Origin of the sequence: Kitasatospora sp. NPDC057015 (genome assembly GCF_042673745.1) — a bacterium.
In the GTDB taxonomy this organism is placed as follows: domain Bacteria; phylum Actinomycetota; class Actinomycetes; order Streptomycetales; family Streptomycetaceae; genus Kitasatospora.
This window is the reverse complement of record NZ_JBHUSG010000050.1, coordinates 22,379-44,049: the sequence shown is the minus strand read 5'-3', so window position 1 is coordinate 44,049 and position 21,671 is coordinate 22,379. Positions and strand designations below refer to the sequence as shown.

16 protein-coding genes and 1 pseudogene are annotated in these 21,671 nt (G+C 74.0%); 8 read left to right on the top strand and 9 right to left on the bottom strand.

All coding sequences use genetic code 11. The features are described from left to right. Positions 1–24: 24 nt before the first annotated feature. Together ACFTWP_RS33665 and ACFTWP_RS33660 are read left to right on the top strand one after the other, a co-directional pair. Positions 25–393, top strand: a pseudogene (locus ACFTWP_RS33665) (BlaI/MecI/CopY family transcriptional regulator); the annotation flags it as partial. A 131-nt stretch (positions 394–524) separates the two neighbouring features. After that, on the top strand, positions 525–1,565 hold the full coding sequence (locus tag ACFTWP_RS33660) for a M48 family metalloprotease (RefSeq protein WP_380268783.1): 1,041 nt from the start codon (positions 525–527) through the stop codon (positions 1,563–1,565). Between the two features lie 47 nt (positions 1,566–1,612). On the opposite strand, the gene ACFTWP_RS33655 is transcribed toward ACFTWP_RS33660, so the two are convergent. Continuing rightward, positions 1,613–1,783: a hypothetical protein gene (locus ACFTWP_RS33655; protein ID WP_380268780.1), complete on the bottom strand. Its 171-nt coding sequence runs from the start codon at positions 1,781–1,783 to the stop codon at positions 1,613–1,615. A gap of 181 nt (positions 1,784–1,964) precedes the next feature. Here ACFTWP_RS33655 and ACFTWP_RS33650 point away from each other — a divergent pair, with 181 nt between their 5' ends. Beyond that, positions 1,965–3,584, top strand: coding sequence for a GAF domain-containing protein (locus tag ACFTWP_RS33650; RefSeq protein WP_380268779.1), 1,620 nt, complete (start codon positions 1,965–1,967; stop codon positions 3,582–3,584). Here the strand turns inward: ACFTWP_RS33650 and ACFTWP_RS33645 are convergent. Next, positions 3,524–4,036: an SsgA family sporulation/cell division regulator gene (locus ACFTWP_RS33645; protein ID WP_380268778.1), complete on the bottom strand. Its 513-nt coding sequence runs from the start codon at positions 4,034–4,036 to the stop codon at positions 3,524–3,526. The two genes, ACFTWP_RS33650 and ACFTWP_RS33645, sit on opposite strands and share 61 nt — an antisense overlap. Before the next feature lie 318 nt (positions 4,037–4,354). Between ACFTWP_RS33645 and ACFTWP_RS33640 the strand changes: the two genes are divergently transcribed. The 4 genes from ACFTWP_RS33640 to ACFTWP_RS33625 all read left to right on the top strand — a co-directional run bounded on the left by ACFTWP_RS33640 (position 4,355) and on the right by ACFTWP_RS33625 (position 10,401). Next, on the top strand, positions 4,355–5,821 hold the full coding sequence (locus ACFTWP_RS33640; RefSeq protein ID WP_380268777.1) for a hypothetical protein: 1,467 nt from the start codon (positions 4,355–4,357) through the stop codon (positions 5,819–5,821). Positions 5,822–5,988: 167 nt separating this feature from the next. Beyond that, complete coding sequence (locus ACFTWP_RS33635) at positions 5,989–7,182, top strand: TerD family protein (protein WP_380268817.1); 1,194 nt, start codon at positions 5,989–5,991, stop codon at positions 7,180–7,182. A gap of 276 nt (positions 7,183–7,458) precedes the next feature. Then, positions 7,459–9,072 (top strand): peptide chain release factor 3, encoded by a 1,614-nt coding sequence (locus tag ACFTWP_RS33630; protein WP_380268776.1) that lies wholly within the window; start codon positions 7,459–7,461, stop codon positions 9,070–9,072. Between the two features lie 336 nt (positions 9,073–9,408). Next, positions 9,409–10,401: a hypothetical protein gene (locus ACFTWP_RS33625; RefSeq protein ID WP_380268775.1), complete on the top strand. Its 993-nt coding sequence runs from the start codon at positions 9,409–9,411 to the stop codon at positions 10,399–10,401. A 149-nt stretch (positions 10,402–10,550) separates the two neighbouring features. Here ACFTWP_RS33625 and ACFTWP_RS33620 read toward each other — a convergent pair whose 3' ends face one another. Together ACFTWP_RS33620 and ACFTWP_RS33615 are read right to left on the bottom strand one after the other, a co-directional pair. Beyond that, a complete protein-coding gene (locus tag ACFTWP_RS33620; protein WP_380268774.1) occupies positions 10,551–11,195 on the bottom strand; it encodes a LuxR C-terminal-related transcriptional regulator in 645 nt (214 codons plus the stop codon). Further along, positions 11,183–12,337 (bottom strand): histidine kinase, encoded by a 1,155-nt coding sequence (locus ACFTWP_RS33615; protein ID WP_380268773.1) that lies wholly within the window; start codon positions 12,335–12,337, stop codon positions 11,183–11,185. The genes ACFTWP_RS33620 and ACFTWP_RS33615 overlap by 13 nt, the downstream gene beginning before the upstream one ends. Before the next feature lie 113 nt (positions 12,338–12,450). Here ACFTWP_RS33615 and ACFTWP_RS33610 point away from each other — a divergent pair, with 113 nt between their 5' ends. Next, entirely contained in the window at positions 12,451–13,692 is a 1,242-nt protein-coding gene (locus ACFTWP_RS33610; RefSeq protein ID WP_380268772.1) for a serine hydrolase domain-containing protein, read from the top strand. 115 nt (positions 13,693–13,807) lie between these two features. On the opposite strand, the gene ACFTWP_RS33605 is transcribed toward ACFTWP_RS33610, so the two are convergent. The 5 genes from ACFTWP_RS33605 to ACFTWP_RS33585 all read right to left on the bottom strand — a co-directional run bounded on the left by ACFTWP_RS33605 (position 13,808) and on the right by ACFTWP_RS33585 (position 21,285). Further along, positions 13,808–16,549, bottom strand: coding sequence for a PKD domain-containing protein (locus tag ACFTWP_RS33605; protein WP_380268771.1), 2,742 nt, complete (start codon positions 16,547–16,549; stop codon positions 13,808–13,810). 242 nt (positions 16,550–16,791) lie between these two features. After that, positions 16,792–17,763, bottom strand: a complete 972-nt coding sequence (locus tag ACFTWP_RS33600; protein WP_380268770.1) for a hypothetical protein — start codon at positions 17,761–17,763, stop codon at positions 16,792–16,794. A 243-nt stretch (positions 17,764–18,006) separates the two neighbouring features. After that, positions 18,007–19,629 carry a hypothetical protein gene (locus tag ACFTWP_RS33595; protein ID WP_380268769.1) on the bottom strand — a complete coding sequence of 541 codons (1,623 nt, stop codon included), beginning with the start codon at positions 19,627–19,629 and terminating at the stop codon, positions 18,007–18,009. A 109-nt stretch (positions 19,630–19,738) separates the two neighbouring features. After that, on the bottom strand, positions 19,739–20,965 hold the full coding sequence (locus ACFTWP_RS33590) for an RNA polymerase sigma factor (protein ID WP_380268768.1): 1,227 nt from the start codon (positions 20,963–20,965) through the stop codon (positions 19,739–19,741). Further along, positions 20,962–21,285, bottom strand: a complete 324-nt coding sequence (locus tag ACFTWP_RS33585; RefSeq protein WP_380268767.1) for a YciI family protein — start codon at positions 21,283–21,285, stop codon at positions 20,962–20,964. The genes ACFTWP_RS33590 and ACFTWP_RS33585 overlap by 4 nt, the downstream gene beginning before the upstream one ends. Between the last annotated feature and the right edge of the window lie 386 nt (positions 21,286–21,671).

Genomic DNA, 21,671 nt, shown 5'->3' with positions numbered 1-21,671 from the left:
ACGACTACGGGAGGAAACGTCGACATGGGTGATGTGCCGTCGGTTCGCCGCCCCTCCGGGGAGCTGGAGGCCCAGGTGCTGGCCGCGCTGTGGGCCGCCCGACACCCGCTGACCCCGCAGGACGTCCAGGCCGCCCTCGGCACCGGCCTCGCCCGCACCACGGTCGCCACGATCCTCGCCCGGCTGCACGACAAGGGCACCGTGGAGCGCACCAGGGCCGGGCGCGCGTACGCCTACACCCCGACCGTCCAGGACCCGGCCGGTCTGGCCGCCCGCCGGATGCGCACCGAGCTGGAACGGGGCGACGACCGCTCCACGGTGCTCGCCCGCTTCGTCTCCGACCTCTCCGACGAGGACGAGCGGATGCTGCGCGACCTCCTCGGCGACCGCCCCGCCGACACCGCGGGCGAGCGCGCCGACGACCACGCCGGCACGCCCCACGTCGGCACGCCCCACACCGGTACGCCCCACACCGGCTCCCCGCTCGCCGGCTCCCGCGGTACCGGCGAAGGAGGCGGATCGAGGTGATCGTCGCCGTCTGGGTGCCGCTGCTGCTGCCCTTCCTCGCCGCCCCGGCCGCCCGTCTGCTCGCCGACGCGCTCAGCCCGCGCGTCGCCGCCTGGATCCTGGCCGGCACCTCGGCCGTACTCGCCGGCGCCACCCTCTGCTCACTCGGACTGCTGGCCGCCGCCGGCCTGCTCCGGCTGCCGCCGGTCGCCGCCCTCGGCCACCTCTCCCCGCACTGGCTCGCCACCAGCCCCACCGGCAGCGCCACCGGCACCGCGCTGGTGGCCGCGCTGGCCGGCCTCGCGCTCGGCGTCACGGCCACCCTGGGCCTACGGGTGGCCCGCCGCCGCAGCCGCGACCTGCACCGCGCCCGCCTCGCCCTCGGCGATCCCGCGGGCGCGCCGCGCGGCGGCGGCGCCGCGGCCACCCGGGCATGGGCATGGGCCCGGGCCGCGGTCCGGGCCGGCCGGGCCGGCGGCGCGACGCCGGAGCACCCGCTGGCCGTCCTCGCCGACGACCGCGCCGACGCCTTCGCGCTCCCCGGGCGCCCGGGGCGGGTGGTGGTCACCGCCGGCATGCTGCGCGCCCTCTCCGCCCCCGAACGCGCCGCGCTGCTCGCGCACGAGCGCGCCCACCTGACGGGCCGCCACCACGTCTTCCTGACCGCCGCCGCGTACGCCGCAGCCGTCCACCCCGCGCTGCGCACGCTCCGCACGCCGCTCGGCTACCACCTGGAGCGCTGGGCCGACGAGGCCGCCGCCTCCGCCGTGGGCGACCGGCGGGTGACCGCCCAGGCGGTCGGCCGCGCGGCGCTGGCCGCCGCCCGGGCGCCCTGGCCGGCCAGGCCCGGGCTGGTGCCGGCCGCCCACTCCGGCCCCGTCCCCCGCCGGGTGGCGGCGCTGCTCGACCCGCCCCCGCGGCCCCGCACCGGTCGGCGGGCCGCGGCCCTCGCGCTCGCGGCCTGCCTCGCCCTCAGCACCGCGGCCGTCCTGGACGCCACCCACGACCTGCACCGGACGGTCGAGTCCGCCCAGAGCGCGGACGGTCCGCGGCACTGAGCCCGGGGGAGCGTCCACCGCACCGGGCCCGGGCCGCCCCCGCCGGTTCAGAGGGCCGTGACCACCACGTACGCCAGGTACCCCACCCCGACCAGGACCGGCCCGACGACCGCGAGCGCGAGCAGCAGGAAGGCCGACGCCCGCCCGGGCGGCCGGCCGCCGGGCCCCGCCGGGGCAGCCGGGGTACGTGGGGCTGAGAGGTTCGCCGGGTCCGTCACCCGGCCGATCCTAGCGAGCACCCGGATCGCGTTTCGAGCAGAAGTCATGCACGAACATGCAGGACATACCGGTAGGCAGGTCACATTTACGCACTACGCCCCCGCAGGCGAGACTCCCGCCGTACGCTTTCGTCAACGCGTCAACATCGAGTAGCGACGAATCGCGGCTAGGGGGAGCGGAGTGCGGCAGACCCGGCGGCAGGCTCCACGACCGGTCGGCCCGCCCGCCGCGACGGCCGACGACCCGGCCACGCTCTCCGCGGTCCACGACAGCGCCGCCTCCGGCGAGACCCCCGCCACCGCCCCGCGCCCCGAGATCGGCGACTCGTGGGCCCGGCTGCGCCGGCTCGGCCTCGACCCGGACCGCGGCGCCGCCACCGTCCACCTCGGGCCGGCCGAGGTGGAGCACCGGCGCCGCGCCAGCGGACTCCACGACGTGATCGGCATCCTGCGCGACTCCCTGCTCGACTCCACCGGCGACTGCCCGCTGATCCTCGCCATCGCCGACGCCGAGGGCCACGTCCTGTGGCACGAGGGCGAGCGGCAGCTGCGCCGCAGCGCCGACCGGATCGGCTTCCTGACCGGCGCCCGCTGGGTGGAGGAGAACGTCGGCACCAACGGCATCGGCACCGCACTGCGCGCCGACCGACCGATGCAGGTCCACTCGGCCGAGCACTACCTGCGCAGCCACCACGCCTGGACGTGCTTCGCCGCCCCCGTCCACGAACCCCGGACGGGCCGGCTGACCGGCGTGCTCAACATCAGCGCCCCCGCCCGGTACGCCCGCCCGTACCTGCTGCAGCTCACCGTGACCGCGGCCCGGCTGGCCGAGGCCGAGCTGCGCGCCCGCCGGCTGGAGTCGCTGCACCAGCTGCGCACCGTGGCCGCTCCGCTGCTCGCCAAGGTGAACGGACCGGCCCTGGTGGTGGACGGCGACGGCTGGACGGCCGCCACCGCCGGCCTGCCGCCGACCGACCGACTGCGTCTGCCGGCCGAGGGCTGGGGCTCGGCCGGTGTGCACTGGCTGCCCTCGCTCGGCGAGTGCGCCGTCGAGCCGCTCGCGGACGGCTGGCTGGTCCGGCCGGTCCACTGGGCCGGCGACGCCGACCACGGCGAAGGATCCGAGGCCGCCGAGCTGGCCGAGGGCGCGCGGCTGCGCCTGGACCTGCGCCGCCCGGACCGCCCGGAGCTGTCCGTGGAGGGCACGGCCGGCACCTGGTCGCACGGGCTGAGTCCGCGGCACGCCGAGCTCCTGCTGCTGCTCGCCACGCACCGGGACGGCCGCAGCGCCGCCCAGCTCGCCGACGCCCTGTTCGGCGACCCGGCCCGTACGGTGACCGTCCGGGCCGAGCTCTCCCGGCTGCGGCGCTACCTGGGCGGGCTGCTCGCCCACCGCCCCTACCGCTTCGCCCCTTCGGTGACGGTCGGGGTGATCGGTCCGGAGGACCCGTACGACCTGCTGCCCGCCTCCTCCGCACCGGCCGTCCGCCGGCTGCGCTCCCGGCTCGCCGCCGGGACGGCACGGCTGCCGGCACCGGAGGGGCCGCCCGGCCCGGCCCGGCCGGGAGTCGACGGCCACCCGGACGGGTGCCCGGCGGCCACGGGCCCGGCGGGGGGCGCCTGCGCGACGGCGGACGGTCCGGGCGACGGCTGCGCCAGGGCACAGGCGCGGGCCGCGACCGACCGGCGCTCGCTACCGCCTGCGCGCCCCGCAATACCCACCGGGGAGCAGACGGACGGTCAGTCCTCGGGGAGACCCTCGGCGAGCAGCGCGTCGAGCTGCGCGTCCGTCGGGCCGTAGGCCGCCTCGGCCGCCTCCGACACCTCGGCGTACGTCCGGTCGAGCCAGTCCTGGACCTTGGACTTGGCGACCTCCAGCAGCGCGCTGCCGTGCGGCGACTCCAGGGCCACGTGCAGGGTGGCGCCGTGGCACGGGCAGTACGCGGGCCAGAGCTTGACGTCCCCCTGGCCGCTCAGGGTGGTGAGGCCGTCGCGCAGCAGCTCGCGCGAGAAGACCCAGTCCGCCTCGTCCGGCCGGCCGAGGTGGAAGGTCAGCAGCACCTCGTAGGGGCGCTGCGGGTCGAACCGGAACCGGGTGCTGACGTCCCCCACCGCTTCGTCGCCGAGCGCGATGCGCATGGTCAGCACCTCCTCCACCGCCGCCGGAGCGGCGGTGGAGCCTTCCTCATCGCCGCCCGTGGGGGTAGCGGCGAGAGAGGCATCGGAGGGTGCGGGCAGAGGGTCGCGCGGCATGACTGTCTCTCCGGTACGGCTTGGAATCCCACCAGCGTGCGCCATCCGGAGTGCGACGGCAAGGGTTGCAAGGAGGTTGCAATATTCCCGCCGCCTGCCGAAACGATTGTCCGACGGTCCGTCAACTGTGCTGCGTACGAGGACCTTCCACCGCACCACCCGCTTCGTGCGCGGCCCGGTCATGAAGCCCCCCGCCGCTGGTACTCTCGTCCCCCCGGCCCGCGCGGGCACGGTCGCGAGCCCGCCAGCGTCCTCACGGGTCCGGCCCCGGGTCCGTGGCAGAATGCGGCGGGTGTCACAGGGAGGGAAGGGAGTCCGGTGGCTCTCCGTAAGGACACCGAGGCGGCACCCCGCCCGGACGAGCGGCCTGCGCGGCAGGGCCGGCACAGCCGGCCGAAGCCGTTCGGCGGGCGCCTGCGGCTGCCCACCCTCCGCTTCTCCGGCGCGGCGATGGCGATGTCCACCGTGGTCGGACTCAGCATCGCCACCACCTGGCTGCTGAACGAGCAACAGGCCGTCGGCCGCCGGGCCGGCTTCGCCGCGGTCGGCGCCACGCCGCCGCCGACGCACGGCACCGACGGCGACTCCCGGTCCGGCTCGACGCCGGAGGCCGGATCGCACACGGGCGCGCCGCCCTCCGGCCGGGCGATCGGCCCGGGCACCGGTACGCCCGGCTCGCGCAACGCCGACCGGACCACCCCGCCGACCCTGGGCGCCCCGACCGCCTCACCCTCCCCCAGCGCGCCCGCGACGACGGCGGCGCCCGCCCCGACCGCACCCGCCCCCGTGCCGACCACTCCGGCGGCCGGCACCCCGGCTCCCGAGCAGCTGCGTCCGACCGCGGAGGCGGCCGCGGAGTGCCCCGCCTCGGCCGGCCCCACCGCCCCGCCCGGGCTCCTGCAGTTCGGGAGCCCCGACATCGGGCCGCGTCCGGTCAAGCCGCCGCTGATCGCCGCTCCGCCGGACCTGTCGCAGTCCGCCGACGGACGCCCGCCGGCCGGCCCGCCCTCGATCAGCCGGCCGCCCGCCCCCGCGCCGGTGGTCGTTCCCACCCGCCCGACGGCACCGACCGCCGGCCCCGTCCCGCTGCCCGTCGTGACCCCGGTCGACGCCCCCGGCGCCGGCGCCGTCCGCCCCGAGGCACCGGTCGGCCACTACCCGGCGGCCGAGCCGCCCGCGCCAGGGTCGGAGGCCGGCCCGGAGCAGGCCGCCGACCTCGCACTCACCGGAGCGGCCAGCGTCCGCCTCCTCGGCCCCGACGGCACCCGCCACCTGCTGGGCATCACCGTGACCGAGCCGCTGACCGCCCTGCAGGCCGAGTTCCGGCTCAGCCCGACCGAGGTCGTGCACGGCACCACGGCCTGGACCGACCTGGCCGGCGCCGTGATGACCACCTCCCAGGAGCGCGGCGCCCGGGTCTACCGCTTCACCTCCCCGGCGGGCACCGACGTGCCGCCCGGCCGGTACACCTTCGGCGTGCGCGGCGTCCTGCCCGCCGCCGACCGGGGCCGGGCCCCCGCGGAGAGCTGGGCCGCCTCCGCGTTCGCCCTCCGGGACCCGCGCGCGGTGGCCGCCCTCGGCGCCTTCGAACCCCTCCCGGGCCCCACCAGGACCGTCCCCGGCGCCGCCGGACCGGTGGCCGGACCCGTTGCCGAACCGGTGGCCGGACCCGTTGCCGGACCCGTTGCCGAACCGGTGGCCGGGCCCGTGGCCGGGCCGATGGTCGGGGCGTCGACCGGGCCGGTCGCCACCGCCGTACGCGCCGCCGTCCCGCTCGGGAGCTGACGGCGCCTCACCGCGGCCCGGGGCCGCCCGACCGGTCCGACGATCCGACAGAACCCGGCCCGTCGGCCGGTCACTTTGCCACACGCGTTCGTTACTGTGGATCCCGTCGGCGCGTCGGCCGCGCCGGCCCCGACCACGCACCCCTGGAGGATCCCGTGACCACGGTCCTGACCCAAGGCGGCAACGCGCCGCTGACCGCCGCGCGGGTGACCGTCGAGGTGACCGCACCCAAGGCGTTGGACGTCTCGGGTCTGCTGCTGACCGACGCCGGGAAGGTCCGCTCCGACGCGGACTTCGTCTTCTTCAACGCCCCGCACGGCCCCGGGGTCACGCACCGCCCGGCGAGCGGCGGGACGCCGGACGCCATCACCATCGACACCGGTGCCGTCCCGGCCGGCATCACCAAGATCGTGGTGACCGCCAGCCCGGACGAGGCCGGCACGACCTTCGCCGGCATCGAGCCGACCGCCACCGTCCGCGACGCCGCCACCGGCGCCGTCCTGATCACCTTCACCCCGCCGCGGCTGGACCGCGAGACGGCACTCGTCGTGGTCGAGGTCTACCAGCGCGGCGGCGCCTGGAAGGTCCGCGCGGTCGGCCAGGGCTACGCCAACGGCCTGGCGGGCATCGCCACCGACTTCGGCGTCTCGGTCGAGGAGGAGCCGGCCCCCGTGGCCGCGGCCGCGGCCACCCCGCCGCCGCCCGCCGCCCCGCCGGCCGTGCAGGCCCCGCCGATGCCGAGCGCGCCGCCCGCCGCCGCCCCGTCCACCACGCCCTCCTTCACCAAGGTGACCCTGGACAAGGGCAAGGTGAACCTGGTCAAGGGCGGCTCGGTCTCGCTGGAGAAGAACGGCAGGCCGTTCCTGTCCTCGGTCCGGATGGGCCTCGGCTGGGAGCCCGCCGGGCGCGGGCGCAACGTCGACCTCGACGCCTCCTGCATCGCCTTCGACGCCCAGCGCAACAAGATCGAGACCGCCTGGTTCATGAAGCTGTCGATCTTCAACGGCGCGATCGCGCACTCCGGCGACAACCTCACCGGCGAGGGCAGCGGCGACGACGAGTCGATCACCGTCCACCTGGACGGGCTGCCGCCCGAGGCGGTCGGCCTGGTGTTCGTGGTGAACTCCTTCTCCGGGCAGAAGTTCACCGACGTGAAGAACGCCTACTGCCGGCTGCTCGACGCGGGCAGCGGGCAGGAGCTGGTCCGCTTCGACCTGACCAGCTCGGAGCCGCACACCGGCGTGGTGATGTGCAAGCTGGTCCGCCAGTACTCCGGCGAGTGGGTGATGACCGCGATCGGCGAGTACGTGGACGCCAAGACCGCCAGGGCCATGGTCAAGCCGGCCTCGGCGATGCTCTGAACCGTCCGGTGCCCGGTGCGTCCGCCACGGGGGCGGGGCCACCGGGCACCGTCGCGTCCGGCTCCGCCCGCACCGGCGCGGGCGCCGGGGTCCGGTACGCCGCCGGCTCCGGCCGCTTCCGGCCCGGTGTCACCGGCCCCCGCCAGGGCAGTTCGAGGTTGGGCCGTCCGGCCGACTAGAATCACCCCTTGAGCCTGCGGCCCGCGGCCGGGCTCAGCAGGTGCGGAGAGGCGTCCACCCGGCCTGATGCCGTCCCCGCACCCGAGGAAAAGCCACGTGAGCAACGAGCAGTCCGTCCCCGTCGTCCAGATCCTCAACGAGGCCGGCCGGCGGCGCACCTTCGCGGTCATCAGCCACCCCGACGCGGGCAAGTCCACCACCACCGAGGCCCTGGCGCTGCACGCGCGGGCCATCACCTCGGCCGGTGCGGTGCACGGCCAGGGCGCCCGCAAGGGCGTGACCAGCGACTGGATGGAGCTGGAGCGCGAGCGCGGCATCTCGGTCACCTCGGCGGCGCTGCAGTTCGGTTACCGCGGCCACGTGATGAACCTGGTCGACACCCCCGGCCACGCCGACTTCTCCGAGGACACCTACCGGGTGCTGGCGGCCGTCGACTGCGCGATCATGCTGGTCGACGCGGCCAAGGGCCTGGAGGAGCAGACCCGCAAGCTCTTCGCCGTCTGCCGCCACCGCGGCGTCCCGGTGATCACCTTCATCAACAAGTGGGACCGCCGCGGCCGTGAGGCGCTCACCCTGCTGGAGGACATCGAGACCCACCTGGGCATCACCCCGGTGCCGGTGGTCTGGCCGGTCGGCGGCGCGGGCGACCTGCGCGGGCTCGTCCGGGCCTCGGACACCGAGCAGATGCTGCGCTACACCAAGGTGCCCGGCGGCACGCACGCCGCCCTGGAGGAGGTGCTCACCGCCGAGGAGGCGACCGAGCGCGAGGGCGAGGTCTGGGAGACCGCGCTGGAGGAGCTGGAGCTGGTGCTCTCCTCGGGCCCCGAGTACGACCAGGAGGCCTTCGAGGCGGGCAAGATCAGCCCGGTCTTCTTCGGCTCCGCGCTGAGCAACATCGGCGTGAAGCTGCTGCTGGACGCGGTCGTCGACCTCGCCCCCTCCCCCGCCCCGCGCCCGCTGGCCAAGGGCGGCAGCCGCGAGGTCACCGAGGACTTCTCCGGCCTGGTGTTCAAGATCCAGGCGAACATGGACCCGGCGCACCGCGACCGAATGGCCTTCGTCCGCGTCTGTTCCGGCGTCTTCGAGCGCGGCATGAACGTCACCCGGGCGGCCAGCGGCCGGTCCTTCGCCACCAAGTACGCCCAGACCGTCTTCGGCGCCGAGCGCACCGTCGTCGACACCGCCTACCCCGGTGACGTGGTCGGCCTGATCAACGCCAGCGCGCTGCGGGTCGGCGACACCCTGTACACCGGCAAGAAGGCCGAGTTCCCCGCCCTGCCCGCCTTCGCCCCGGAGTACTTCGCGGTGGCCCGGCCGAAGGACATCAGCCGCTCCAAGCAGTTCCGCAAGGGTGTCTCCCAGCTGGACGAGGAGGGCGTGGTCCAGGTGCTGGTCTCGGACCGGCGCGGCGACCAGGCCCCGGTGATGGCGGCCGTCGGCCCGATGCAGTTCGACGTGGTGCTGCACCGGATGGAGCACGAGTTCTCCTCCCCGATCACCCTGGACCGCCTGTCCTACAAGCTGGCCCGGGTCACCGACGCCGACGGCTCGGCCGAGCTGGCCAAGGCCCGGCTGACCGACGCCGAGGTGCTCACCCGCCGCTCGGACGGCGCGCTGCTGGCCCTGTTCGCCGACAAGTGGCACCTGAGCGCCTTCCAGCGCGCCAAGCCGGACATCCTGCTCCAGCCGCTGATCGCCACCGCCGACTAGGACGCGTCTTCAAGGCTCGATCCAGAGCAGGATCGGGGCGAGGGTGACTGCCGCGCGGTCGGACTCGCGGGGTGGTAGTACTCGCGGGTCCGGTCGTGGCCGGTGGCGATGCCGCGTCTGCGACGGTGGGCGCGGATGGCGCGGGAGCCGTGGCCCTTCTCGCCGAGAACGTGGTCGGGCCGGGTGCGGGGACGGCCCGGCCCGATCCTGGGGACACGGATGTCGGCGTCGACCGACACCAGCCGGCCGATATCACCGGCCGCATCCTTCTCCGCCCGGACGGCCCGCAGCAGCATGTCAGGGCAGGGCAGAACAATGTCGAAGGGCAGAGCCGCCGTGAGCTGGCAGGGCAAGGCCGGTGTCCCCGCGATATTCGAAGAGGGCGGCCCGGAGTTCCACGCGGACACGCAGGAGGACGTGCGAGTGGTCGTGGCCGCAATTCCTCGCGAGGTCAAGGACGGTCTGCGCTACGACGCGGTGCCCTGGGAGAGGTTCCACGGTGCCTTCGGCCCCTGCAACGATCTGCCCGAGAGGCTGACACGGATCCAGCACGACGACCTGCAGAGGGCTGGTCATGAGATTGACGTCCTGTGGGACACCGTCTGCCATCAGGGCCACCCCAATGCCGCCGGGGCCCTCATTGCCCCCTTCCTGATCCGCATCGTCCTTACCAACGTCCACCCCCATGCCCTCCGCCTGATCGGGGCCCTCGCCCGCCGTCCCCATCTCCAGGACGGTACCCGCACCGGGCTCCTGCGTACCCGTGCCCCCGCGGGCAGCCTCACCTTCGAACCCAGCGGCTACGTCGGTACCTGGTCCGTCCAAGCCGCCCGTCAGGCCCTCACCGCAGACGTGGACCTGCTGCTCCCCCTGCTCGATCACAACGCTCCAGCCGTCCGCACCGCCGCCGCCTACGCCCTCTCGGCTGCGGCGCCCCCGGCGCGCGCGGGAATCACGGCGGCCCTGCATGCACGCCTCGACGACGAGGACGACCCGGTGACGCGCGCGAGCCTGGTCCTGGCGATCGGCGAACTGGCCTGGGAACAACGCGATGCCGACACGACTGCACGCACCCTCGCGTGGTGGCGGGATCCCACCCGCCCCACCGAGGTCCGGATGAGCGCGGCCCTTGCCTGGCTTTGCCTCGTCGACGACCCCATCCCCGCAGATCTCGACACCTTCTTCGATACCGAAGCCACCGACCGCCTCGCCACCCTCCTCACCCCCGTCCCCTGGTTCCGCGACCTCGCCGAGAAGGAAGGGCTGCGCACCGCCCTCACCCAGATGCGCAACCCCGACGACTACGCCTGGATCGCCGACCTGTACTGAGGGGGGTGCGTCCAGGGCCGGTCCGACGGATCCCGGCGGATCGGCGCGCGGGGTCGGGCGCCCGGCTCACGGTTGCCGAACCGGTCACCCTCGCGGTCACGACGACCCCACCGAGCAGCCCGTCGTGCCTCCACCCGCCGCCGACGACCTCAGCGGCGGCTGAGATAGGTGAGGACGGCGAGGACGCGGCGGTGGCCGCCGTCGTCCGGGGAGAGGCCGAGCTTGCTGAAGACGTTTCCGATGTGTTTGTGGACGGCGTTGTCCGTGATGACGAGTCGGGCCGCGATCGTGGTGTTGTCCTCTCCCTCGGCCATCAGGGCGAGGACCTCGCGTTCGCGCGGCGTGAGGGTGGCGATCGGATCGCGGGCGGGACGGGTGAGGAGCTGCCCGATCACCTCGGGGTCCATGACGGTGCCGCCGCCGGCGACCCGGCGCAGCGCGTCGACGAACTCGCCCACCCGGCTCACCCGGTCCTTGAGGAGGTAGCCGATGCCGCCACGACCGTCGGAGAGCAGCTCGCCCGCGTACTGCTGCTCGACGTACTGGGAGAGGACGAGCACCGGCAGGCCGGGGTGTCGGCGGCGGGCCCGGATGGCGGCGTGGATGCCCTCGTCCCGGTAGGTCGGCGGCAGCCGGACGTCGACGACGGTGACGTCCGGGCGGTGTTCGTCGACGGCGGCGGCGAAGCCGGGGGCGTCCTGGGTGATCGCGGCGACGTGGAAGCCCTTGGCGGTCAGCAGGAGTTCCAGCCCGTTGGCGAGCAGGACGTTGTCCTCGGCGATCACGACCCGCACGGCAGGCTCACCTCGACCGTGGTCGGGCCACCGACCGGGCTGTGCACGCGGACGGTGCCGTCGAGGGCCAGGACCCGGTGGCGGATCCCGGCGAGGCCGGTGCCCCGCGCCTCGTCGGCACCGCCGACGCCGTCGTCGGTGACCTCGACCGACAGCCGGTCCCCCTCGCGTGCGACGCGGACGGCGCTCCGCGCGGCCCGGCCGTGCTTGGCGGTGTTGGTGAGGGCCTCGGCGATCGTGAAGTACGCCACGGCCTCGACCGCGGCCGGGACGGTGCCGAGCTCGCCGACGTCGAGGGCGGTGTCGATCGCGGCGGCATGGCCCAGTGCGGCCAGCGCCCCGACGAGGCCCCGATCGGCGAGGATCGGCGGGTAGACCGACCGGAGCACCGCGCGGAGTTCCGTCATGGCCTCCTCCGCGCTCTCGTGCGCCTCCCTGAGGAGTCCGGCCACCGCCTCGGGGTCCTCGGTCAGCAACTCGCGCGCCACGCCCAGCCGCAGGGCGATGGCCACCAGCCGGGCCTGGGTGCCGTCGTGCAGGTCGCGTTCGATCCTGCGGAGCTCCGCGCCGTGCGCGCTCATGGCGTTGGCCCGGGTCTCGGTCAGTGTCCCGACCCGGTGAGCCAGTCCGGCGGCGACCGGCGGGGACAACGACGCCGTGCAGATCCGGGCGTGCAGGCGGGCCAGCGGGGGAACCAGCCAGCAGGTCAGGGCCGCGAAGGCGACCGCCTGGGCCGTCCCCAGGGTCAACGCGGTGCCCCACCCGGTCAGCGGAACACCGGCGGCGAAGCCGCCCGCGCGGGTGCCGACCGGCAACGCCCACCACAGGGGGACGGTGACGGCCGTGGCCACCGCGTTGCCCGCGCACAGCACCACGACGGCCCCGAACGCCAGGCCGGTCCCGACGGAGCTGCCCAGCCACCCGAGAACCCGCCACGTACCGGCCTCGACGGGACCGGAGAGCGGGGCGCCCAACTGCCGTTCGGCGCGGCGCCGATGCCAGGACGCCCAGGCGCGGGCCGTCGTCGGTACGAGGAGCACGGGCAGTGCGAAGGGGGCGACCGCGGCGGTGCACAGGCTTCCCAGCAGATAGCCCAGACCGCGCAAGGTCGCCGAAAACCGGTCGGCCACCGAGTGCTTCATCCGCGCAAGTCTGGGCCATCACGGCCGCGCCCGGCACTACAGCCCACTGCACCTTCTTCCCACCGGCGGGCTGTACCGACCGCGCGCCCCGGCCGGACCTAGCGTCAACACCCATGACGAGTTCACCGATTCCCCCGCCCCGGCGGCGCAGGCGGTCCGTTCGGCGGCGCGGCCGGTCCGTTCGGCGGCACCTGGTGCTGGCCGCCGTCGTGGCCGCGACCCTGTCCACCGGTGCACCCGGCGCGACGGCCGCCCAGCGGCATGACGACCGGATCCGGCTCCAGCGCGACGCCGACGTCTTCACCGCGCTCGGTGTGACCGGAGTCCAGGCCCGCCTGGTCACCGCCGACGGCCGGAACCTGACCGCCACCAGCGGCGTCGCCGACCTGACTGCTCGTCAGCCGGTTTCGCCCGATGGCTACTTCCGGACGGCCAGCGTCACCAAGGCGTTCGTGGCCACCGTGATCCTGCAGCTCACCGGCGACGGCCGGCTCTCCCTGGACGACCCGGTCGAGCGGTGGTTGCCCGGTGTGGTGTCGGGGAACGGAAACGACGGTCGCGCGATCACCGTCCGCCACCTGCTCCAGCACACCGGCGGCCTCCACGACGACTACCCGGACTACACCTCGGCGGAGGACTTCGAGCGGCACCGGTACGACGCCCACCCGCCCGAACAGACCGTCGCCCGGGCGATGCTCCACCACCCGGACTTCCGGCCCGGGAGGCACTGGGGGTACTCCAACACCGGCTACGTACTGCTCGGCATGATCATCGAGCGGGTCACCGGGCACCCGTGGCACCAGGAGGTGCGGGACCGGATCGTCCGCCCGCTCGGCCTCGACCACACCTTCCGGCCGGGCGCCTCGCCCACGTTGCCGCAGCCGCATGCCCGGACCTACCAGCGGTTCGAGGCCGGCGGTCCGCCGGTGGACGTCACGGAGCAGGTCGGCCCCGGCACCAACGGGGAGGCCGGGCTGGTGTCCACGACCGCCGATCTCGACCGGTTCTTCCGGGCCCTGCTCGGCGGGCGGCTCCTGGCGCCGGCGCAGCTGAGGCAGCTGACCCGGAGCGTCCCGGTCGGCAAGGAGTTCGAACAGCTGATGCCGGGCGCCCGCGACGGACTGGGGGTCTTCTCCCGTCCACTGTCCTGCGGCGGGGTGTACTGGGGCCACGAGGGTGGCGATGCCGGCTGGATCACCGCGACCGGCGTCACCGCCGACGGCCGACGCAGCGTCACGCTCTCGCTGTCGGGCGTCCTCGCCGGCTCCACTGACGAGGTCCTGCGGGTGGTGCGGGCGGAGAGCAGGCTGGTCGACGACGCCCTGTGCGGCTCCTCGGACACCGACCGGCACTGAGAGGCATGTCCGGTGACCACACGAGTGAGCCCGCCCCCGGAAGGCTCCGGTGGCGGGCTCACTCTCACGGCGTCACGGCGGACACCCGCGGACGCTCAGGTCCGACTCGAACGGCTCAGCCGGTGGTGCCGGCGGCCGTCAGCAGGTCCACCGGGGTGGTGGTGCCGACGATGCCGGGCTGGGTGATGTCGGTCCAGCCGGTCCAGTAGCCCTTGCCGTAGTCGCCGAGGGTGCTGTGGATGTGGCCGGCGGAGACGGCGAACAGGCGCATGTTGTTGCCGGTGGTGGCGGCGGTGACCTTGGTCACGGCGCCGCCGAGGCCGGTGGCGGCGGAGATGTTGCCCCAGGTGGTCCAGTAGCCGGCGGCGTAGTCGCCGGTGATCTCGTGGACGTTGCCGCCGGCGAGCGCCACGATGTGGAACTGGTTGCCGATGCCGACGCCGGTGAGCTGGGTGATCGGGGCGGGGCCGCCGCGCACGGCGGTGACGTCGCCGGCGCTCCAGGTGCCGCGGTCGTAGTTGCCGTCGGCGACGCGGATGTGTCCGTCCGGTCCCAGCGCCGCGACGTGCAGGGAGTTGCCGGTGCCGACGGCGGTGATCTGGGTGGTGCCGGCCGGGATGCCGGCAGCCGCGGTGATGTCACCCCACGGGCTCCAGGCGCCGTTGTAGACGGCCTGCGAGTTGGAGGACTCGTAGACCCGTCCGCCGGCCAGGGCGACCACGTGGGTCTTGCCGTTGATCCGGGAGGCGGAGATCTGGGTGAGGCCCGGGAGGTCGGTGGGGCCCGAGGTGACGGCGAAGTCGCTCCACATCGACCAGGCACCGGGAATGGCGTACCCCATGCCGCCGGGCCCGTAGGGGCCGAGGTTGCGGTCGGCGCTGTAGATCTTCCCGTTGCCGACGGCGAAGACCCTCAGCCAGTTGTCACCGGTGGCGCTGGCGAGGCTGGTGATCTGGTCCGCAGGCGGGATCGGCCCGCCCATGTTCGACTTCGTCAGTCCGGTGACCCCGGCCCACAGGCCGCGCGTGTAGTTGGCGCCGGTGCTGAACAGCCCGTCCGTGTTCCGGCCGAGGAGCTGCACGCGCTCGCCGGGGAGCACCACCTGGTGCTCGGTGTCGAAGGTCACCTGGACCTGCTTGGTGACGGTGACGCTGTGGCCGGCCTCGTCGGTCACGATCAGTCGCACGGTGGTGGTGCCGGGGACGCTGAACTGGGCGTACCAGTTGCCGTCCGGCCACAGGCCGTCGAGGAGGCCCCTGCCGTCGCTGAAGTCCACCTGGCGGGTCTTGATGGCCCAGGGTGAGCTGGCGGTCGGGGTGAGGACGACCTGGCCGCTGCCGGTCTGCCTGGTGGTGAAGTCCGCGGTGAGCTCACCGGACGGCTTGACGCTGGCGATGCGCGAGTAGCTGTTGGCCCGGGCGCCGCTCGCGTCGGTGACCGTCACCTGCACCCGGAACGAGCCGGTGCTCTGGTAGGTGTGGGACGCCTCGGGGGAGGTGGTGACCACCGGGTCGCTGCCGTCGCCGAAGTCGAAGGAGTAGCCGGTGAGCGGCGTCCCCCACTCCTTGGTGGCGGTGGCGGTGGCCTTGACGGTCAGCGGTGCCGGGCCGACCGGGGAGGGCGTGGTGGCGCCGGTGAGCGACACCGCGGCGTCGCGCAGACCGGTGCGCTCGTACGCGCCGCGGTCCCGGACACCGCCCGAGGGCGCGGTGTTGGCGACGTTCGGGTGGTCGACCGGAGCCGAACCGAAGAAGTCGGTGCCGACGCCGGGGGCGGTCGGGTCGGCGGAGTCGATCGCCGCGACGTCGCTGTCCGCCAGCCGGTCGAACGGACCGTTGGCGTTCTGATCCAGGTTGACGTTCAGGTCGGCGTCGTGCCCGGCCTGCCCGGTCGCGGCCTTGAAGGCGGCGGCGGTCGGGTAGGCGGTGCCGGCCCAGCGGTAGCCCGCCGCGTCCGGCCACGGGTGGACGGTGTTGTAGTCCACGGTGGTGCCGGTGGTGGAGCCGGCCGAGACCGAGATCTCCGCCTCGCCCCGGTGGGCGGCGTCGCACTGCGGCGGGTCGTACTGCGTCCGGACCGGGTTGTCGGCCGTGATCACGTTGTTCTTGACCACCGCGCCCGGCGAGGCGCCGTCGATCAGCACGCTCTCCTGGCAGGAGTACGCGATGGTGTTGTTGGTCAGGGCGAGCCCGGGGCTGTCCTTGGCCGTCACCGCCGAGGCGCTGGTGCGGTTGAAGTCGTTGGCGGTGACCAGGTTGTCGTGGGTGCCCGGGTCGAGCGCCACGCCGATCCCGAAGTAGAACAGGCTGCGACTGACGGTGACGTGGTCGCTGGTGCCGGAGATCCGGATGTCGGCGGTGCCGTGCGATTCCTCGAACCGGCTCTGGTCGACGGTGATCCGCGACGAGTCGTTGATGACGATCGCGTTCTGCCTGCCGGCGTTGTGGAAGCCCCGGATCACCACGTCGTGGACGCCGGACAGCACGAAGCTGCTGGTCGTCCCGTCGTCGGAGGCCAGCGAAGGCTGCTCGCTCCAGTCGTAGGCCATGGGCGCGCCCAGGAACGTGATCGGCTGCTCCGGGGTGCCGGAGCGGGTCAGCCGGACTTCGTCGTTGAGGTACGGCCTGTTGGTGGCCGCGACCTTGACGGTCTGCCCCGGCTGCACGACCTTGGCCGCGGCCGAGACGGTGCAGTAGGGCTGGGCGACGGTGCCGGTGCCGGAGTCGGAACAGTGCGAGTCGTCAGCGTTGTTCACGAGCAGGACGGTGGCGGCCGGGGCCGCCAGAGCAGGGCCGGGTAGCCCGAGGACGGCGATCGCCGCCGTCACGGTCAGGCCGACGGAAAGACGCAGGCGCACGGTGTGAAGCTCCCCCTGGGAGAAACAGTGAAGATCAGCAGATCAGTTTCTCATCACACCATCCGCGTAGTCGAACCGGTTCTTCCGGACGATCCGGACACCGGCGCGGACTCGAATGCCGGGCAGAAACAAGGCGACCGCACGAGCCGGACCAACGCCTGCGACGTCACCGCCACCACACTCGACGACAGCCCCTCCGAACCCGCCCCGTCCCGGTGGGAACCCGTCCCGGCGCTGCCACTTCAGCCCGCCGCGACCCCCGGCGTGACCCCGGCCAGCCGTTCGCGCCAGCCCACCCGCGTCCCGCTCCCGGTCGCCCCGACGGCGGTGTCGGCGCCCCGCCGCCCGTGGATCGCGTCCTGCTGCCGGCAGCCCGCGCAACGGAGTTCCGCCGCCACCGGACGGAAGGCCCGCTCACAGCCGGTGCAGTCGACCAGCGACCGCGCCCGTACCGCGGTCGGCATCTTGTCCCGGAGGCGGCAACGCATCAGGGCCGCAGGGGACTTGACGACTGCGGGCAGGCCGGCCGTCAGGGCGTGCCGCATCCCGTCCGGGCTGACCCCCCTGGTCAGCCAATCGGCGGCGAGCGGCAGCAATCGGGCCACCTCGGCGGCCCCGAGAACGAGTCGGGGATCGCTGCGGTGCAGCGTGAGCAGGACGCGTTCGGCCTCGGCCGTGTCGCCGCCGGGCGGATGCGGCCCGCCCGGCTGGTCCGGCTCGCCGGGCGCCGGGACGGCCGGCTCGGTGGCCGCGGACGGGACCGGGTGGGGGGAAGTCTTCTCCTGACCCGGTGTTCCTCCCGCAGGGAGGGCTGTGCCGGACGCCCGCGGCTCGGCCCCGCCGGGGCCCCGCTGTCCGGCACCCGGTGCGGCGTCCGCGACGTGCCCGGCGAACAGCCGACCGGCCTCGGCGGGGCCGAGCGGGACGTTCGACACCAGCGACTCGGTCCGCACCTGCCCGGTGGCACTGCGGCGGCGCGCGCTGTGCAGCAGCCCGGCGGCGGTGAGTTGGCGGCGGGCCCGGTCGGCGGTGATCCGACCGCCGGAGAGTCCGGCGGCGAGCTCGGTGACGGTGGTCGCCCGCACCCGTGCCGGCGGCAGCGCCAGCGCACGGACCAGCAGGCGGAACGCGGCATCGGACAGGTTTTCGTCCCACACGTGCGTGTTGGCGATCTGCGTGAAGTCGCGCGAAGGCGCGATAGCATGCCTGAGCATCCTCTAGTGGTCCTCTAGTCACTCGGCGGGTGAAGAGCTCGGCCGGGTGCGTCAACACCCGCCGGGCTCGCCCCATTTCCGGCAGGGGCGCCCCGCTGTGGCGGCAACGCTACACCGCTGACGAACCATCGGATGAACGTTCCGAATTCATACGATCACCCCGAGTAATGATCGAATGGACGGTGAAGGCCGCCCGCGCCAGTGCGGCGCGAGCGGCCTCGGAGCGTCAACCACCCGACCGGATCAGCGAATTCCGGGCACGTAGGACCGCACCCAGGCCGCCCAGTCGGACTGGAACTGCTTCAGCGGCAGCCCGGTGGCCGTGGTGATCTGCTGCTCGTACGCCTTCGGATCGGCGTAGTGCGCCGCCACGAAGGCGAACGCCTTGTCCTCGCCGTACTTCTGGGCCATGTACTGCACCGCCAGCGCGCTGAGCGAGTAGTGCGCGGAGCGGTCCTTGGCCTGGTCGGCGTAGAAGCCCAGGCTCTCCGGGAGCGTGCCGCCGAACCGGTAGCCCTGGAGCGAGGCCTGCGCGTCCGCCTTGGCCCGGTCCTCCTTGCCCCGGAACGCCATGTAGTCGGCGAAGCCCTCGATCACCCACATCCGGGTGTCCTGGATCCCCTCCACGAGAACGGTCTCCGTGCCGAGCACCTCGACCGTGGCGTGACCCATCTCGTGCCGGCCGATCTCGGTGACGCCGTCCCGCCACTGGGCGCTGGTGAAGCGGCTCAGCGAGGTGTCCATCACGATCCGGGAGCCGCCCGACTCCTTGTCCCTGGAGGTCGAGTCGGGCGCGTGCACCGGGATCGGCATGTTGACGCCGGCCTCCAGGCCGTCGTTCTCCCGGCCGTCGCCGGCGTACAGCTTGTTGTAGACCTCGCGCTGCTTCTCCAGCACGACGAAGTAGCCGCGCGCGCTCTCCCGCCCCGCGGCCGGCGGCGGGCCGGACTTCTTCCAGGCGTCGAGGTCGTCCTTCGCCGCCTGCGCGAGCACGTCGACGTCCCGCTGCAGTTCGGCCGCCTGGCCCTTGTCCGCCACCACCACCAGGTGGTCACGGACCTCGACCACCAGTTCGTCGTACAGGTCCCACGGCCCCGGGTAGAAGTCACCCGCCGAGGTCTTCCCGTCGAGGCCCTTGGTGCCCGTCACGTCGGTGATCACCGGCGCGGTGGTGCCCGGTTCCACCCGCCAGTTGAAGGTCTCGCCGACCGGCTTGCTGTCCACGCCCTTGACCTGGTGCACGAAGGTGACCCACATGTCACCGTTCAGCGGCGCGGCGAACTGGGTCTCCCAGTGGGCCTGCTCCCAGGGGATCTTGACCAGGTTCCGGAAGACCTTGCGCTGCTTGGCCTTCAACTCCTCGCTCTTGAACGGCTTGACGAAGGCCTCCTCGTCCTTGGCCACCAGCGCGGCCGTCATCCCGGCGGCGATCTTCTGGTACGGGCTGTTGTCACCGCCGAGGTCCACCGGCCCGGGCCGGGTGGAGACGTGGTAGACCACGTACCCCGCCGCCAGCGCCACCAGGCCGAGGAAGGTCCCCAGCACGATCAGGACGGCCTTCAGCCCGCGCCGGCGCGGCCGCTCGGGCGGCTGCGGCGGGTACCCCTGCGGGGGCTGGCCGTACAGGGGCTGCTGACCGTACTGCTGCGGCGACTGGCCGTACGGCGGCTGCTGACCGTACGTCGGCTGCGGCGGGCCTCCGACGGGCTGACCGTACGACTGGCCGTGGGACTGACCGTGGGACTGACCGTAGGGCGGCTGCTGCGGCGACTGGCCGAACGACGGCGACTGCTGACCGTACGTCGGCTGCGGCTGGGCAGCACCGGACTGCCCACCTGGCGCGGTGGGCTGAGGCGGATACGACATGGACTCCCCCGTAGATACGAACACGCATTCTTAGCACAGGGCAGGTGCGGGGCCTGTGGGAGTGTTCGCCCGGCGGGTTCGATCGACGGGGTGCGCTACGCCCTGCGGCTCACGGGCCCGCCAACTGGTCGCGGCGCCGGGTGAGGTACGCCGTCTCGGCGGTGTTGCCGGCCAGGCCGATGGCGCGGTCGTACGCCGCCCGCGACTGCCGGCTGCGGCCCAGCCGGCGCAGCAGCTCCGCGCGGGTGGCGTGGAAGGCGTGGTAACCCTCCAACGGCAGAGCGTCCACCTGGGCCAGCGCGACCTGCGGGCCGTCGAGCTCGGCGATCGCGATCGCCCGGTTGAGGCGCACGATCGGCGAGGGGTCGAGGCGGGCCAACTGGTCGTAGAGCGCGACGATCTGCCCCCAGTCGGTGTCACGGAAGTCGCGGGCGTCGGTGTGGACGGCGTTGACCGCGGCGAGGAGCTGGTAGCGCCCCGGCGCCTGCCCCGAGGCGAGGCGGGCGCGGACCAGGGCGTGACCCTCGGCGATCAGGTCACGGTCCCAGGCATCGCGGTCCTGTTCGTCGAGGGTCACGAGCTCACCGCCCGCCGACGTCCGCGCCGCACGGCGGGCCTCCGTCAGGAGCATCAGCGCCAGGAGCCCGGCCGCCTCGCCGTTCTCCGGCATCAGGTCACGGACCAGCCGGGTCAGCCGGATCGCCTCGGCGGTCAGGTCGCCGCGGACCGCCTCCTTGCCCGGGTCCGAGGCCAGGTAGCCCTCGTTGAAGATCAGGTAGAGGACGGTGAGCACCCCGGAGACCCGGACCGGAAGGTCCTCCCGCGACGGCACCCGGTAGGGGATCCCCGCCGCCTTGATCTTCTCCTTAGCGCGGGTGATCCGCCGGGCCGTCGCACCCTCCTGGACCAGCAGCGCGCGGGCGATCTCCGGCACCGTGAGCCCGCCGACCATCCGCAGGGTCAGCGCGACCCGCGCCGGCACGGCGAGCGCGGGATGGCAGCAGGTGAAGAGGAGTCGGAGCCGGTCGTCGTCGACGGGGCCGAGCGGCTCAGGGGTGTCGGACAGCATCAGCGCCTCCCGGTGCTTCTCCCCGCGCCTGGCTTCGCGCCGGATCCGGTCGACGGCCCTGCGGTGGGCGGTGGTGGTGAGCCAACCGCCGGGATTCGCGGGGACGCCGTCGACCGGCCAGCGCTCGACGGCGGTCGCGAAGGCCTCGGCGGTCGACTCCTCGGCGATGTCGAGGTCACCGCAGCGCCTGGCCAGGGCCGCGACCACGCGGGCCCACTCCTCGCGGTGGACCCGGGTGATCACCTCGGCGACGTCGGTCGTGCTCACAGGAAGGGACGCACCTCGATCCTCCGGTTGCACGCCTTCGACCCCTCGGCCCCCAGCTTGAGCGCCACGTCCAGGTCGGCGGCCTCGACGATCCAGAAGCCGGCGAGGTACTCCTTCGACTCCACGAAGGGCCCGTCGGTGAACACCGCCTCCCCGTCCCGGTTGTCGATCACCGTGGCCGTGCCGGGCGCCCCGAGGCCGCCGGCGAAGACCCACCGGCCCTCCGCCCTCAGCCGGTCGTTGAACACGTCGATCGCCGCATCCTCCTCCTCGGTCGCATCGCCGGGCCTGTCGAAGATCACGGAAAGCAGGTACTGCACGGCGGATCATCTCCTCTCGTCCTGTGGCCGCCCCCTCGGGCCGCCTCTCACCCTTTCCACGAACGCCACCGCCCCGATCGGACACGCCCTGCCGAGAATTCTTCTAGGACTTCCGTCCGCCGCGCGATCCGGCGGGCGACGGGAGGCGACAGCAGGCGCTGACGGAACGTGTCCATGCTGCTGCCGGGCCCGGACGCCACCGGTGTCACGCCGGGCGGAACCCGGAGGCTGCGCCACGCCCTCCGGAGCGGTGACTTCCGGACATTCCGCCTCCGGAGCCGATCGAGGCGTCCTAGGCTGATCACGAGCCGCTACCGAACGTGTCTGCGCGGGCACGCCGGGCGGCCGTCGAAGGCCGGGTCGGGCGGGTACACGGGTGGTGGCGA

Coding starts and splice junctions, on each gene's coding strand:
- ACFTWP_RS33645 (WP_380268778.1), bottom strand. CDS start 4,036: ATGCCGCGCGACCCTCTGCCCGCACCCTCCGATGCCTCTCTCGCCGCT.
- ACFTWP_RS33615 (WP_380268773.1), bottom strand. CDS start 12,337: ATGAAGCACTCGGTGGCCGACCGGTTTTCGGCGACCTTGCGCGGTCTG.
- ACFTWP_RS33610 (WP_380268772.1), top strand. CDS start 12,451: ATGACGAGTTCACCGATTCCCCCGCCCCGGCGGCGCAGGCGGTCCGTT.
- ACFTWP_RS33600 (WP_380268770.1), bottom strand. CDS start 17,763: ATGCTCAGGCATGCTATCGCGCCTTCGCGCGACTTCACGCAGATCGCC.
- ACFTWP_RS33595 (WP_380268769.1), bottom strand. CDS start 19,629: ATGTCGTATCCGCCTCAGCCCACCGCGCCAGGTGGGCAGTCCGGTGCT.